14 protein-coding genes are annotated in these 12,757 nt (G+C 70.6%); 7 read left to right on the top strand and 7 right to left on the bottom strand.

Features of this window, described 5'->3' with window-relative positions; genetic code table 11:
- Positions 1 to 79: 79 nt before the first annotated feature.
- Both ACZ7M7_RS22830 and ACZ7M7_RS22825 read right to left on the bottom strand, forming a co-directional pair.
- Positions 80 to 595 (bottom strand): flavin reductase family protein, encoded by a 516-nt coding sequence (locus tag ACZ7M7_RS22830; protein WP_383623143.1) that lies wholly within the window; start codon positions 593 to 595, stop codon positions 80 to 82.
- Positions 592 to 2,163, bottom strand: coding sequence for a 4-hydroxyphenylacetate 3-hydroxylase N-terminal domain-containing protein (locus ACZ7M7_RS22825; protein WP_451172273.1), 1,572 nt, complete (start codon positions 2,161 to 2,163; stop codon positions 592 to 594). The genes ACZ7M7_RS22830 and ACZ7M7_RS22825 overlap by 4 nt, the downstream gene beginning before the upstream one ends.
- Before the next feature lie 270 nt (positions 2,164 to 2,433).
- Between ACZ7M7_RS22825 and ACZ7M7_RS22820 the strand changes: the two genes are divergently transcribed.
- The 4 genes from ACZ7M7_RS22820 to ACZ7M7_RS22805 all read left to right on the top strand — a co-directional run bounded on the left by ACZ7M7_RS22820 (position 2,434) and on the right by ACZ7M7_RS22805 (position 5,999).
- Entirely contained in the window at positions 2,434 to 4,047 is a 1,614-nt protein-coding gene (locus ACZ7M7_RS22820) for a class II 3-deoxy-7-phosphoheptulonate synthase (protein WP_472119725.1), read from the top strand.
- On the top strand, positions 3,987 to 4,466 hold the full coding sequence (locus ACZ7M7_RS22815) for a MaoC/PaaZ C-terminal domain-containing protein (RefSeq protein ID WP_472119722.1): 480 nt from the start codon (positions 3,987 to 3,989) through the stop codon (positions 4,464 to 4,466). Before ACZ7M7_RS22820 ends, ACZ7M7_RS22815 begins: the two co-directional genes overlap by 61 nt.
- Before the next feature lie 145 nt (positions 4,467 to 4,611).
- Positions 4,612 to 5,253, top strand: a complete 642-nt coding sequence (locus ACZ7M7_RS22810) for a TetR/AcrR family transcriptional regulator (RefSeq protein ID WP_472120247.1) — start codon at positions 4,612 to 4,614, stop codon at positions 5,251 to 5,253.
- A 14-nt stretch (positions 5,254 to 5,267) separates the two neighbouring features.
- Positions 5,268 to 5,999, top strand: coding sequence for a siderophore-interacting protein (locus ACZ7M7_RS22805; protein WP_472119719.1), 732 nt, complete (start codon positions 5,268 to 5,270; stop codon positions 5,997 to 5,999).
- Positions 6,000 to 6,049: 50 nt separating this feature from the next.
- On the opposite strand, the gene ACZ7M7_RS22800 is transcribed toward ACZ7M7_RS22805, so the two are convergent.
- The 5 genes from ACZ7M7_RS22800 to ACZ7M7_RS22780 form a co-directional block, all read right to left on the bottom strand.
- Positions 6,050 to 6,796: a PP2C family protein-serine/threonine phosphatase gene (locus ACZ7M7_RS22800; RefSeq protein ID WP_472119716.1), complete on the bottom strand. Its 747-nt coding sequence runs from the start codon at positions 6,794 to 6,796 to the stop codon at positions 6,050 to 6,052.
- Between the two features lie 148 nt (positions 6,797 to 6,944).
- On the bottom strand, positions 6,945 to 7,352 hold the full coding sequence (gene msrB, locus ACZ7M7_RS22795; protein ID WP_383604301.1) for a peptide-methionine (R)-S-oxide reductase MsrB: 408 nt from the start codon (positions 7,350 to 7,352) through the stop codon (positions 6,945 to 6,947).
- Between the two features lie 13 nt (positions 7,353 to 7,365).
- The gene (gene murC / locus ACZ7M7_RS22790) at positions 7,366 to 8,757 is read right to left on the bottom strand and encodes a UDP-N-acetylmuramate--L-alanine ligase (RefSeq protein ID WP_472119712.1); all 1,392 of its coding nucleotides are present in this window, start codon (positions 8,755 to 8,757) and stop codon (positions 7,366 to 7,368) included.
- Between the two features lie 95 nt (positions 8,758 to 8,852).
- The gene (locus ACZ7M7_RS22785; RefSeq protein WP_383604307.1) at positions 8,853 to 9,326 is read right to left on the bottom strand and encodes an indole-3-glycerol phosphate synthase; all 474 of its coding nucleotides are present in this window, start codon (positions 9,324 to 9,326) and stop codon (positions 8,853 to 8,855) included.
- A gap of 149 nt (positions 9,327 to 9,475) precedes the next feature.
- Positions 9,476 to 10,372: a pyrimidine reductase family protein gene (locus ACZ7M7_RS22780; RefSeq protein ID WP_472119709.1), complete on the bottom strand. Its 897-nt coding sequence runs from the start codon at positions 10,370 to 10,372 to the stop codon at positions 9,476 to 9,478.
- A gap of 37 nt (positions 10,373 to 10,409) precedes the next feature.
- Between ACZ7M7_RS22780 and zapE the strand changes: the two genes are divergently transcribed.
- The 3 genes from zapE (at position 10,410) to ACZ7M7_RS22765 (ending at position 12,755) form a co-directional block, all read left to right on the top strand.
- On the top strand, positions 10,410 to 11,519 hold the full coding sequence (gene zapE / locus ACZ7M7_RS22775; RefSeq protein WP_383604314.1) for a cell division protein ZapE: 1,110 nt from the start codon (positions 10,410 to 10,412) through the stop codon (positions 11,517 to 11,519).
- 175 nt (positions 11,520 to 11,694) lie between these two features.
- Positions 11,695 to 12,099, top strand: a complete 405-nt coding sequence (locus ACZ7M7_RS22770; RefSeq protein WP_472119706.1) for a hypothetical protein — start codon at positions 11,695 to 11,697, stop codon at positions 12,097 to 12,099.
- A gap of 77 nt (positions 12,100 to 12,176) precedes the next feature.
- Complete coding sequence (locus tag ACZ7M7_RS22765) at positions 12,177 to 12,755, top strand: carbonic anhydrase (protein WP_383604319.1); 579 nt, start codon at positions 12,177 to 12,179, stop codon at positions 12,753 to 12,755.
- The last annotated feature ends 2 nt before the right edge of the window (positions 12,756 to 12,757 follow it).

Genomic DNA, 12,757 nt, shown 5'->3' with positions numbered 1-12,757 from the left:
GCGCCTCCTCCTGTTCTGTGTGCGGGCTGTTCGGTGTGCGGCCGTGCCGCACACCGCTGTGCGCGGGGGCCGCACACGGTCACCGGGCCGGCGAGATCCCCGTGAAGGTGCCCCGGTGGAAGACCAGGGGCTCGTGGTCGCGGCCGACGGCGCCGAGCACCCGCCCTACGACGAGCACGTGGTCACCGAGGGGTTGGGTGAGGTGCAGGGCGCATTCGAGCGTTCCTGGCCCGTCCGGCAGGACCAGGCAGCCGGTGTGCGGTCCGACGGTCCAGTCCGCGGCGTCCTCCACGGCGGGGCGCCGGGCCGCGGGTGTGGTCAGGACACCGACCAGGGACCGCGCCCGGTTGCCGAGGAACGACACGGCCCACTGTCCCGACGTGCGCACCCGCTCCAGGAACGTGGAGTCGTCGCGCAGGTACATGGACACCAGGGGCGGATCGAGGGACACCGAGGTGAACGAGTTCACCGCGATGGCGTCGTGCCGGACCCCGGACGGGGTGTCGAAGCGGGTGGACACCGCGCACACGCCGGTCACGAACTGCCCGAGCACACTGCGCAGTTGCGTGGCGTCCGGCAGGGCGCGGCTGCTCACCGCCCGGCCTCGGTGGGGGTCCCGCCGCCGATCACGGTCGTGTCCTTGGGGTTGATCAGGTCGGGAACGGTCCAGCCGTGCTCGTCGTACTCCGACAGGCACCGGTCGACGAGTCGCTTGTAGTCCTCGAACTTCCCCGACGCCTGCTGGGCGTGCAGTGCCTCGAAGCGGATCTGCTCGTGGTTGCCGGCGTAGTTCATCTCGTACAGCTCCCAGCGGGCACCGAACTCGGTGCCGACCGCGTCCCACGCCAGCTTCATCAGCTTGACACGGTCGACCGCCTCCACGCCGAGGCCGCGGACGTACTTGTCGAGGTAGGGCCGGACCTCGGGGTTGGACCAGTCGGCAGCGTGGGAGTTGTTGTAGATCAGGGCGCTGCCGAGGTCCCGCAGGAAGATCTCGCGGACCTTGGGGAAGATCGAGGAGGACAGGACGCGGAACGCCAGCGCGGTCTCGCCGTTGGGGGTGACGGTGCCGTCGGGCCATTTGGTCGGGTTCTCGGCCATGGAGTCCACCAGCGCCCAGAACATGTTGCGATAGGCGAGCACCTCACCCAGCCGGCTCTGCACTCCGCGGAACTCGGACGTGCCCGTCGTCTCCAGGCACTTGGCCAGCAGGCCGGTGAGGAAGTCCATCTTCACGGCGAAGCGGACGCAGGCGTGGAACATGGCCCGGTAGAAGAATCCGGAGCCGTAGAAGAAGTTGTTCGCCTTGTCGACGTCGTAGCAGAAGACGTTCTCCCAGGGAATCAGCACCTGGTCGAAGACGAGAATGCCGTCGTTCTCGTCCAGGCGGCTGCTCAGCGGCTGGTCGAAGGGGCTGCTGACGGTGGCCGCCGAGAATTCGTACGACGGCCGCGAGATGACCTTCAGCCCGGGGCTGTTCGTCGGCACGATGAAGTACGCGGAGAATTCCTTCGCGCCCTTCGGTATGACGCCGTAGCTGCCGATGAAGATGTGCTGGGTGAGCGCGGCTCCGGTGCCGACGACCTTGGCGCCGGACACGACGAGGCCGGCGTCGGTCTCCCGGTCGACGGTCAGCATGACGTCCTTGAGCTCGGTGAGCCCCCGGTTGCGGTCGATCGGCGGGTTGACGATCCCGTGGCCGATGAACAGCACGTTCTCCTGGGCCTTGCGGTACCAGGTGGCGGCGTTGTCCTCGAACGGCGCGTAGTGCTCCCGGTTCGATCCCAGCGTGGACAGGAACGCGGCCTTGAAGTCCGGGGTGCGGCCGAGCCAGCCGTACGTCATACGGGCCCACTCCGTCATGGCCCGCGCGGAGGCGCGCAGATCACCGGTGGTGTACGGGGCCTTGAAGTAGGGGTGCGTGAAACCGCCGTTGCCGGTGTCGGTGGGGACGACCAGCTCGCTGTTGCGCTCGGGGTCGTGCAGCGCGTCGTACAGCCGGGCCACCATCCGGGAGTTGTTGCGGAAGCCCGGGTGGCTGGTGACGTCCGCCACCCGCTCGCCGTAGATCCGCACCTCGCGGCCGTCGCGGAGGCTCTCCAGATACTCGTCCCCGGTCTGTGGGCGGGAGACGGATCCGGACGGGTTCACGGTGTTGCTCATGCGGGATCACCTTTCGAGCGGACTTTTGCGCCTGCCGAAATGCTCCAGGAGCGCGACCTGCGCCGACAGTCGGCCACTGGGGCTAGTACTCGGGTAGTAGATCCGCCCTTCTAGCCACAACGACGCACTGCCCGCCGGTACTTCGCGCATGACAGGCTGCGCCCACCACCTGCCCCCACCGTGCCGTCGTCAGCGGAAGGCGTTGAGGTTGTCGCCGTGAAATCCGTGAAAGCCATAGAGAACCCCGCAGCGAAAACAGAAACGAAGCCCATGCCGAACGCGGTACCGAATGACGTATCGAATCCGGTGCAGAACGCCGTGCCGAATCCGGTACCCGATGCCGCAGCGAATTCTGCGGCCGGTCCCGCACTCATTCCCGGAGCGAATGCGTCGGCGAATCCCGGGGCGGTACCCGAGGCATGGCGCGCCCTCCCCGCCGCCCAGCAGCCCGACTGGCCCGACCCCGCCGCGCTGCACGCCACCCTCGCGTCCCTTTCCTGCGCACCGCCCCTGGTGTTCGCGCGTGAATGCGACGCGCTGCTCGACCGGCTCGGCGAAGTGGCCCTCGGCAGGGCCTTCCTGCTCCAGGGCGGCGACTGCGCGGAGACGCTGGACTCGGTGAGCGCCGAGTCCGTGCGCGGCAAGCTGGAAGTCCTGCTCCAGATGGCCGCCGTGCTGACGTACGCGGCCGGGGTGCCCGTGGTCAAGGTCGGCCGTATCGCCGGCCAGTACGCCAAGCCCCGTTCCCGGCCCACCGAGACGCGCGACGGCGAGACCCTGCCCTCGTACCGGGGCGACGCGGTCAACGGGCTGGAGTTCACCGCCGAGGCCCGCACCCCCGATCCGGACCGGCTGCGGCGCGTCTACCACGCGTCCGCGGCGACGCTGAACCTGCTGCGCGCACTGACCGCCGGAGGGCACGCGGACCTCGACCGGGTGCACGAGTGGAACCGCGACTTCGTCGCCCTGTCCGGCGCGGGACGTCGGTACGAGAGGCTGGCGGACGAGATCGACGCCGCGCTCGCCTTCATCCGGGCCTGCGGGATGAGCACCTCGACGCTGCGCACCACGGAGGTGTTCGCCAGCCACGAGGCCCTGCTGCTCGACTACGAGTCGGCCCTCGTGCGCACGGACCCAGACACCGGGCGGCGCTACGCCCTGTCCGGGCACATGCTCTGGATCGGCGAGCGCACCCGCCAACTCGACGGCGCGCACGTGGCGTTCGCCGCCGGTGTCCACAATCCCCTCGGCGTCAAGCTCGGTCCGGACGCCGCCGTCGACGACGTACTGCGGCTGCTGGACCGGCTCGATCCACAGCGCACGCCCGGCCGGCTGACGCTGGTCGCCCGGATGGGACGCGGCCTGGTGCGCGACCGGTTGCCCGCGCTGGTCGAGGCGGTACGCGCGCAGGGCGCCCGGGTGGTCTGGGCGTGCGACCCCATGCACGGCAACACCTGCACCGCACCCAGCGGCCACAAGACGCGGCGCTTCGACGACGTCCTGGACGAGGTCACCGGCTTCCTGGAGGTGCACCGGGCGCTGGGCACCCATCCCGGCGGCGTCCATGTGGAGCTGACGGGCGAGGACGTCACCGAGTGCCTGGGCGGCAGCCGGGAGGTCCTCTCCGACGATCTGCACCTGCGGTACGAGACGGCCTGCGATCCCCGGCTGAACCGGGCGCAGTCGATGGACCTGGCCTTCCGGATCGCCGAGTGGCACAGCGCCGAGAAGCGCCGGCTGAGCCACCCCCACCAGGAACCCGTCTCCGCCCGCCCGTCGGGCACGTCCCGGCCCACCGAGTTCCGATCCGGAGGACAGTCACTGTGCGGTACTTCGAGCACTTCCCCGCAGGCGCCACCCACGAGTTGGGGGCCACGCGGCTGACCAGCGAGGACATCATCGGCTACGCGCGCACCTGGGACCCCATGCCGTTCCACCTGGACCCGGAGGCGGCCCGGCGCTCCGCCTTCGGTGGCCTGGTGGCCAGCGGCTGGCACACCGGTGCCGTGATCATGGGGCAGTTCGTGCGCACCCTGCTCGCGGACTCCGCCTGCCAGGGGTCCTACGGCATGGACGAGGTCAGGTTCCTCGGTCCGGTACGCCCCGGCGACGAACTGCGCGGCCGGGCCACCGTGGAGGAGGCCGCACCGCATCCCAGGCGTCCGGGCACGGGCACGATCCGCTTCCTCGTCGAGGCGGACAACCAGGAGGGCGCGACGGTGTACCGAATGCGCACGCGGCTGCTGTTCACCTGCGAACAGCCGGCCGACGCCGCACAGGACGCGGTGTCCGTGCGGAGCTGAGGACCGGCGCCGCAGCCAGACTCCCGCTTCTCCCTGCGCCTCCCCCGCCCGGGGAGAAGCGGGCCCCTCCACCACTTCGACTTTGACTACACGCACCGTTGCGTCTAGTCTAGCTCGCACCGATCGACGATCGAGGAGAGCCGCCATAGACGCACCACGCCGCACCAGGAACGGTCCGAGGCGCAGTGAGGCCGCCCGCGTCGCCGTCCTGCGAGCCGCCGACGACCTGCTGGTCGACAGCGGGTTCCAGGCCGTGACGGTCGGTTCGATCGCCGAGCGGGCGGGCGTCTCCAAGCAGACGATCTACCGCTGGTGGAGATCGAAGATCGACATCCTGCTGGACGTCCTGGAGGAGGACCTGCCGGACGACGTCACGTCCCGGCCGCCCGGGACGGAATCCGCGCAGGAAGTCCTGACGGGGCATGTGACGCATCTGAACCGGGTCTTCACACGGTCCGACACGGGCCGCGTCCTGTTCGTGCTGATCGGCCACGCCCTCCAGGACGCAACGACCGCGTCCACGCTCCGGAACCAAGTGCTGGAACGCCGACGCGGCCACGCCCGCGCACGGCTCCGGAACGCCCTGGCCTGCGACGCGCCCGGCGCCCTGCCCCGGCAGGAGGCCGACCGGCTCCTCGACCTGCTGGCCGGTCCCGTCTTCCACCGGGCCTTCATGACGGGCCGGCCGACGGACCCGCTGTTCGCCGAGCGTCTGGCCGCCACCGTCCTGACCTGCCGGCAGGGCACCCCGCCCGACGGGGCGCCGGCCGCCGGCCCCACCCTCTGAAAGGCTGTCCCCGCATGTTCCGCGCACGCCGAACCCGTTACACCGCCACGGTGGAGGCGGTCACCCCGATCGCTCCGCGGATGACACGCATCACCCTGGGAGGGCCCGGGATGTCTGCCTTCCGGTGCGACGAACCGACGCAGTGGGTGAAGCTGTTCATCACCGACCCGCTCGACGGCCGGACGGTCGGCCGGGCCTACACCGTCCGCCATCAGTCCCCGTCGGAGCCACGGATGGACGTCGACGTCGTCCTGCACGGAAAGGGCCCCGCCGCGCGCTGGGCCGAGGCCGTGCTCCCCGGCCAGGAGGTCTCGTTCGGTGGCCCCAAGGGGTCCTTCCGTCCCGTCCCGGGCGCCGACTTCTACCTCCTCGCGGGTGACGAGAGCGCCCAACCCGCGGTGCTCACCATCGCCGAGAACCTGCCCCCCGGCACCCGCGGCGCCATCTATCTGGAGGTGACCGGCCCCGAGGCCGAGATCCCGGTGCCCCTGCGGGCCGACCTGGACGTCATATGGGTCCACCGGGAGGCCGGCCAGTTCAAGGGCGAGGCCCTGCGGGACGCCGTACTCAAGGCCGCCGTTCCGCAGCAGGGCGTCGCCGCGTGGGCGGCCGGCGAGTCCGGAGCCGTACGGGAGATCCGCCGCCACCTCATGGAGAACCTCGGCCTGGACCGCCAGCACGCCTACGCCAAGGGCTACTGGAAGCTGGACGAGGCGGACCACCGCGATCCCCTGGCCTCGGACTGACAACGGGCAACCGGCACTTGGCAACCGGGACTCCCACGCGGCGCGCCGACCTACTCCTTCCCCACCCGCACCACCGCGACCGTGATGTTGTCGGGCCCGCCCGCCTCGATGGCGGCCTTCCACAGCTCGAACGCCGCCCGCCCGTCGTCGTGCTCGCGCAGCACCTCGTCCAATACGTCGGTGGGCACCGGGTCCGTGAGGCCGTCCGAGCAGATGAGGTAGCGCTCGCCGGGGGACAGGGGCACGGCAGTGACATGGGGATGGACGGCCCGGTAGGTGGGCGAGCCGCCCAGGCACTGGGTGACCAGTGAGGTGCTGCGCCCGGCCGGGTGGGGAGGACTGTCGTCGACGCTCACCTGGCGCAGCCCGTCGCCGTCGGCCGCGTAGACCTGGCTGTCGCCCACGTTGAACACCAGCAGCGAGTCGGGCTGCACGACGACGCCGGCGATCGTCGTCCCCATGGCCGCCAGATCGCCGCCCTCGTCCCCGCCGGCCGCCTGGTACACGGCCCGGTTGCAGGCGTTCAGGGCGTCCCGGACGGCGACCTCGCTGGTCAGGGCAGGGCCGAGCTCGGCCATCCGGCGGGCGACCAGCGCACTGGCCACATCGCCGCCCGGATGCCCGCCGAGCCCGTCGGCGACGGCCACGACGAGGGGGGTGCCGAGCGGGAAGACCAGGGTCTGCGGACTCTCGGTCACGGTGGCGCACAGCGTCCACGGCCCGATGACGAGGCTGTCCTCGTTCCGCTCGCGCAGCAGTCCGGGATGGCTGATCGCACTCACAGCGACGTACGGCATGCAGCGCCACCGCCTTCCGTACCGGACTCACCGAACTGACCGCCGGGGCCGGACGTCCCCTTCGAGTCTAGGAACACCGGCATCCGGCGTGCCAGCGCAGCGGGGCGCCGCCCGGGCGGCGCCCCTCCCGCGTCAGTCCTCGTCCGCGTCAGTCCTCGTCCGCCGTCAGCCGCAGCGAGATGCTGTTGATGCAGTACCGCTGATCGGTCGGGGTGGCGTAACCCTCGCCCTCGAAGACGTGCCCGAGATGCGACCCGCACCGGGCGCACCGCACCTCGGTGCGCACCATCCCGTGCGAGCGGTCCGCGATCAGCTCGACCGCGTCGGTGTCCTTCGGGTCGTAGAAGGACGGCCAGCCGCAGTGCGACTCGAACTTCGTGGTGGAGGTGAAGAGTTCGGCCCCGCAGGCCCGGCAGGAGTAGACGCCCGTCTTCTTGGTGTTGGTGTACTCACCGGTGAAGGCGGGCTCCGTCGCGGCCTCACGCAGGACGGCGTACTCGGCCGGGGTCAGCTCCGCGCGCCACTGCTCGTCCGGCTTTTCGATGTCGTACGACATGAGTCCTTGCCCCTCACTTCGACAGGCGGTCCAGAATGACCGGGCCCAGGTCCGTGACATCGCCCGCGCCCATGGTGAGAACGAGATCACCGGGCTTCGACATTCCCGCGATCAGCGAGGACACCGCGCTCTTGTCGCGCACCGGCGTCACCTCGGCGCCCGCCGCCCGGGCCGCCTCGATGATCAGCTCGCTGGTGACACCGGGGATCGGGTCCTCGCGGGCCGGGTAGATGTCCAGGACCAGCGAGGAGTCCGCGAGGGCGAGGGCCTCGCCCATCTCCTTGCCGAGCTCCTGCGTGCGGGAGAACAGGTGGGGCTGGTAGACGACCAGGATCCGGGCGTCCCCGGCGGCCGCGCGCATCGCCTCCAGGTCGGCCGTCATCTCGGTCGGGTGGTGGGCGTAGGAGTCGATGACCTGGACGCCCGCGGCCTCGCCCTTCAGCTGCAGCCGCCGCTTGACGCCCGTGTAGGCCGCCAGCGCCGGGGCCAGCTCGGCGGCCGGGATGCCGAGCGCCGCGCCGGCGGTCAGCGCGGCCACCGCGTTGAGCGCGTAGTGGCGGCCCGGGACAGAGACCGTGAAGGTGAGCTCCTGGCCGTCCAGAACGACGGTGACCTGGCTCTTCAGCCCCTGCGCCAGCACGGACAGCACCCGTACGTCGGCGTCCTCCGCCTCGCCGTACGTCACCACCCGCACATCCCGCGCCGAGACCCGCCGGGTCAGCTCCCGCGCCCCGTCCTGGTCGGACGAGATCACCAGCGTGCCGCCCTCGGTGATGCGGTCCGCGAACGTCTCGAAGGACTCGTAGATCTCGTCCATCGACGCGTAGTTCGCGTGGTGGTCGAGCTCGACGTTCAGGACGATCGCGACGTCGGGCGCGTACTTGTGGAAGCTGCGGTCCGATTCGTCCGCCTCGGCCACGAAGATGTCGCCGTCGCCATGCAGGGCGTTCGAGCCGGGGGCGTCGAGGTCACCGCCGATGGCGTACGACGGCCGCAGCCCGAGCTCGCTCAGGGAGACCGCCAGCATCGACGTCGTGGTCGTCTTGCCGTGCGTACCGGCGACGGCGATCGGACGCAGCCCGTCCATCAGCGAGGCGAGCGCGTCGGCCCGGTGCACCACCGGAACGCCCAGCTCGGCGGCGCGGGCCAGCTCGGGGTTGTCCTGCCGGATCGCCGACGACACGACGACACAGCTGGCGTCGTCGGCGAGGTGCCCGGGCGCGTGTCCGATGTGCACGGTCACGCCGAGGGCCCGCAGCGCCTCGGCGGTCCCGGACTCCTTGGCGTCACTGCCGGCCACCTTGGCCCCACGCTGCGCGAGAATCTTCGCGATCCCCGACATCCCGGCCCCGCCGATGCCGATGAAGTGCGGTCGGTCCATGGCGTGGGGAATGCCGGGTGCCATGCGTGTTCTCCCAGGATTGCGATACGACGGTGAGGCCCCAGCCTATGGGGTGGGGCCGCGGACCTCGCGCACCGGACGCCGCGAACCGTGCCGCCCTACGCCTTGCTGTGCGAGAACAGCTTCAGCACCGGCACGCCCACCTTGTGCCGAGCCCTGGACGCCCAGTCCCGATGGAAGAACTCCTCCACATAGTGCGGGTCGGTCAACACGATCACCTCGTCCGCGCCGACCTCCTCCACCACCGCTCTGAGCGCGTCCAGCGGATGGTCCTCCAGAAGCCGCCCGTCGGCCTCGGCCCCGGCCGTACGCAGAGCCGTGAGCGACACCTCCAGCGCCCGCTCCCCCGTGCTCAGCGCCTCCTGACCCTCCGGCGTGTTCCCTTCCCGGACCGCCTCGTCCAGTTCGCCGAGCGCGATGTCGTCGATGGCGCGCAACAACCTGTCGGCCTGCTCACCCCGCGGCTGGAGCAGCACATGGAACGAGACCTGCTCGTCCCCGTGCAAGGTGGTGACGAACTCCACGTCGGCGGACGTCAGGGCCTTCTCGATCATCAAAACGCTTGTGAACACCGGGCGCCCCTTCTGCGGAAACCATCCTGCCCCGTGCTCGCACGGGGCTGCGAGTTTTAGTGTGCCCGTCGGACGTTAAACGGAACGGTGGATTCCGCCGTTTTCAGGAGCACGGCAGTCATAGAACCCATTTCCGAGCCGAACTAACCTCACGTCCGCCGGTAGCGGCTGAACAGGAAGCCGTTCTCCTCGAGCAACGACACCAGCTCGAACCGTTTCGGAACCGGCACCGACGGCCCGCCGGCGATCCGCTGGGCGTCTCCCGCGGTGAGCATCGGGGAGACCGTCAGACAGAGCTCGTCGAGGACTCCGGCGGCCACCAGCTGCCCGAGCAACCGTGGCCCGCCCTCGGTCAGCAGGCGGGTGTGGCCGAGCTCGGCGAGGGCCTGGACGGCACGTACGGGGTCCACGCCGACGCCGTCACCGGCGATCACCACCTGCGCGCCCGCCTTCTCCGCGGCCGCGACCCGGTCCGGGGCAGCGGCGGCCCCCGTGAGGATGAGGGTCGGCACCAAGGGCGAGGTGAAGAGCGGAAGGCCGTAGTCGAGGTCCAGGCCGGCGCTCACCACCGCGACGGACGGCGCGGGTCCCTGCCCGGCCGCCGCACGCGCCTGGGCGAACTCTTCACGCGCGCGAGCCGGACGGTACCCCTCGAGGCGTACCGTTTCAGCGCCGACGATCACCACGTCCGCCAGCGCCCGCAGCGTGCCGAAGATCCGCATGTCGGTCGCCGTGGAGATCGGCTGCGAACGCCCGTCGTGCTGGGCCGCCCCGTCCAGCGTGGACACCATGTTGGCCCGCAGCCAGGGCTGCCGCCCGTCGGGACCCGGCTCGGGATAGGCATACGCGGCGGCGAGCTCGGCCAGGCTCCACTCACGATCGACGAGATCACCACCGGGAAACCCGACGCCCGGATCACCCCCGGTACCCCGATCGGGTGCCCCGGCCACCGGCCCACCTCCGGCGGCCCCAGCCCCGTCGTCCCCGGCGGAAACGCCGGAGGCCCTCGCTGCTGTCTCATCGGTCACAGGGAACAGGCGTCGCATGTCATGGAGTGTGGCACGGCGCTTAGCATGGTGACCCGTGTCGTCCTCCACCGCCGCCTCCGGGCGGAGCCCGATAGCCGAAGCGAGCCCGCTGTCCCTGTGCGCCCGCGAGCCGCACGTGCCCGCGGACCGGCTGGTCGCCGAGATGGTGCCGCCGCCCCGCTTCGACTCGGTCCGCTTCAGCACGTACATCCCGGACCCGAACCAGCCCAGCCAGACCGAGGCGGTCGGCGTCCTGGAGACCTTCGCGACCGGACTCGGCGGTGCACACGCGAGCGGCGCGGGCAAGGCCAAGCGCGGCTTCCTCGGGTTCGGCAGGCCCAAGGCGCCGAAGACCCCGGCGGGCCCCCGCGGCGTCTACCTCGACGGCGGCTACGGCGTCGGCAAGACCCACCTGCTCGCCTCCCTCTGGCATGCCACCCCGGCCGAACCGTCCCTCAAGGCCTTCGGCACCTTCGTGGAGCTGACGAACCTCGTCGGCGCCCTCGGCTTCCAGCAGACGGTGCAGACCCTGTCCGGCCACCGCCTGCTGTGCATCGACGAGTTCGAGCTCGACGACCCGGGCGACACCGTCCTCGTGTCCACGCTGCTCGGCAAGCTGGTCGACGCGGGCGTCGCGCTCGCCGCCACCTCCAACACCCTGCCCGGCAAGCTCGGCGAGGGCCGCTTCGCGGCGGCCGACTTCCTGCGCGAGATCCAGGGCCTGTCGGCCCACTTCCGCGCGCTGCGCATCGACGGCGAGGACTACCGCCACCGCGGCCTGCCCGAGGCTCCCGCGCCGTACTCCGACGAGCAGGTGACAAAGGCGGCCTACGCCACCGAGGGCGCCTCGCTCGACGACTTCCCGCATCTGCTGGAGCACCTCGCCCGCGTCCACCCCAGCCGCTACGGCGCACTGGCGGACGGCCTGAAGGCGGTGTGTCTCACCGACGTCCAGCCGATTCCCGACCAGTCGACGGCCCTGCGGCTCGTCGTGCTCGCGGACCGGCTCTACGACCGTGAAGTCCCGGTGCTGGCCTCCGGACAGCCGTTCGACCAGCTGTTCAGCGAGGACATGCTCAAGGGCGGCTACCGCAAGAAGTACTTCCGCGCGATCTCGCGACTCACCGCGCTGGCCCGCGACGCCAAGGGCCTGGTAAGCCAGTAACTCCCCCTGGTCAAGGGGTGGTTCAAGCCAAGTCACCCTCGCATTTCAGGCTCTCTTCAGCTCGAAACGTTAAGTTAACCCTGCAAACAACGTTGCCGGGTTAACGTGTTTCTTGACCAACGGTTGACCAAGTGTTGGCACGTGCATGAGGTGTGGACTGACTGGAGGGGGGCGCATGTTCCGAGGTACGACGGCCCGGACCCCGATTTCGATCCTCGCCGCCGTCCTGCTCGCCCTCCAGTTCTTCGCACCCGGCGCGGCCTTCGCACACGCATACACAGCGAGTCAGGCAGAGGCCAAGGCCCAACCCGGAATCAAGCTCTCCGGGAAGGCGCTGCGCGACGAGACCCTCACGTCACGCCACTGCGTCCCGTCGGGTGACGGGGACCCGACCGGTCCACTGCGCACCCGTGACCAACTCCGCTTCGCCGACTCCGGGCCGCAGGCGCCCGACCGACCGTTGCTCACCCGGGACTCCGCGTCCGCGCACCAGCCGGCCGAAGCCGGCGCCGCGCACCAGCGCATGTCGAGATCCTCGACGTCCCACACTCCGGCGGGGCTTCAGATCTTCCGCTGCTGAGCAGCAGAACAGTCCCCCCACCCCTGTCATGTAAACCCCGACGCGCCATTGAGGCGCGCCAGGAGGAGTCACCACACATGCAGCCCCTCATCGACAACGCCCGTATGTTCGGACAGCGCCCTGAGGAGTTCGCCAGGCTGGCCGAAGGGCAGTCCCCGCAGGTCCTGTTCATCACCTGCTCCGACTCCCGGGTCGTTCCGGCCCTGATCACGGGGGCCCGCCCCGGCGAGCTCTTCGAGCTGCGTACCGCGGGCAACATCGTCCCGCCGTACGCCTCCGAGCACCCCACCAGCGAGGCGGCCACCATCGAATACGCCGTGGAAGTCCTCGGCGTCAGCGACATCGTGGTCTGCGGCCACTCCCACTGCGGTGCCGTCGGCGCACTCGTGCGCGGCGACGACCTGGATGCCGTACCGGCCGTACGCGACTGGCTCTCGCACGCCACCCCGCGCCCGACCGGTGCCGCCGAGGACCCGGAGGTCGCCGAAGGCGTCCAGGCCCATGTGCTGACGCAGCTGCTGCGGCTGCGCTCGTACCCGTTCATCGAGAAGAAACTGAAGGAGCGTCAACTCACCTTGCACGCCTGGTACTACGAGGTGCACAGGGGCGCCGTGCGCGCCCACAGCGCCGAGACCGACGCGTTCGAGGCTCTGTGATC

Source organism: Streptomyces sp. NPDC111606, from assembly GCF_055656945.1.
Note: the sequence above shows the minus strand (reverse complement) of the source record. Positions and strands in the feature narration are given on the sequence as shown.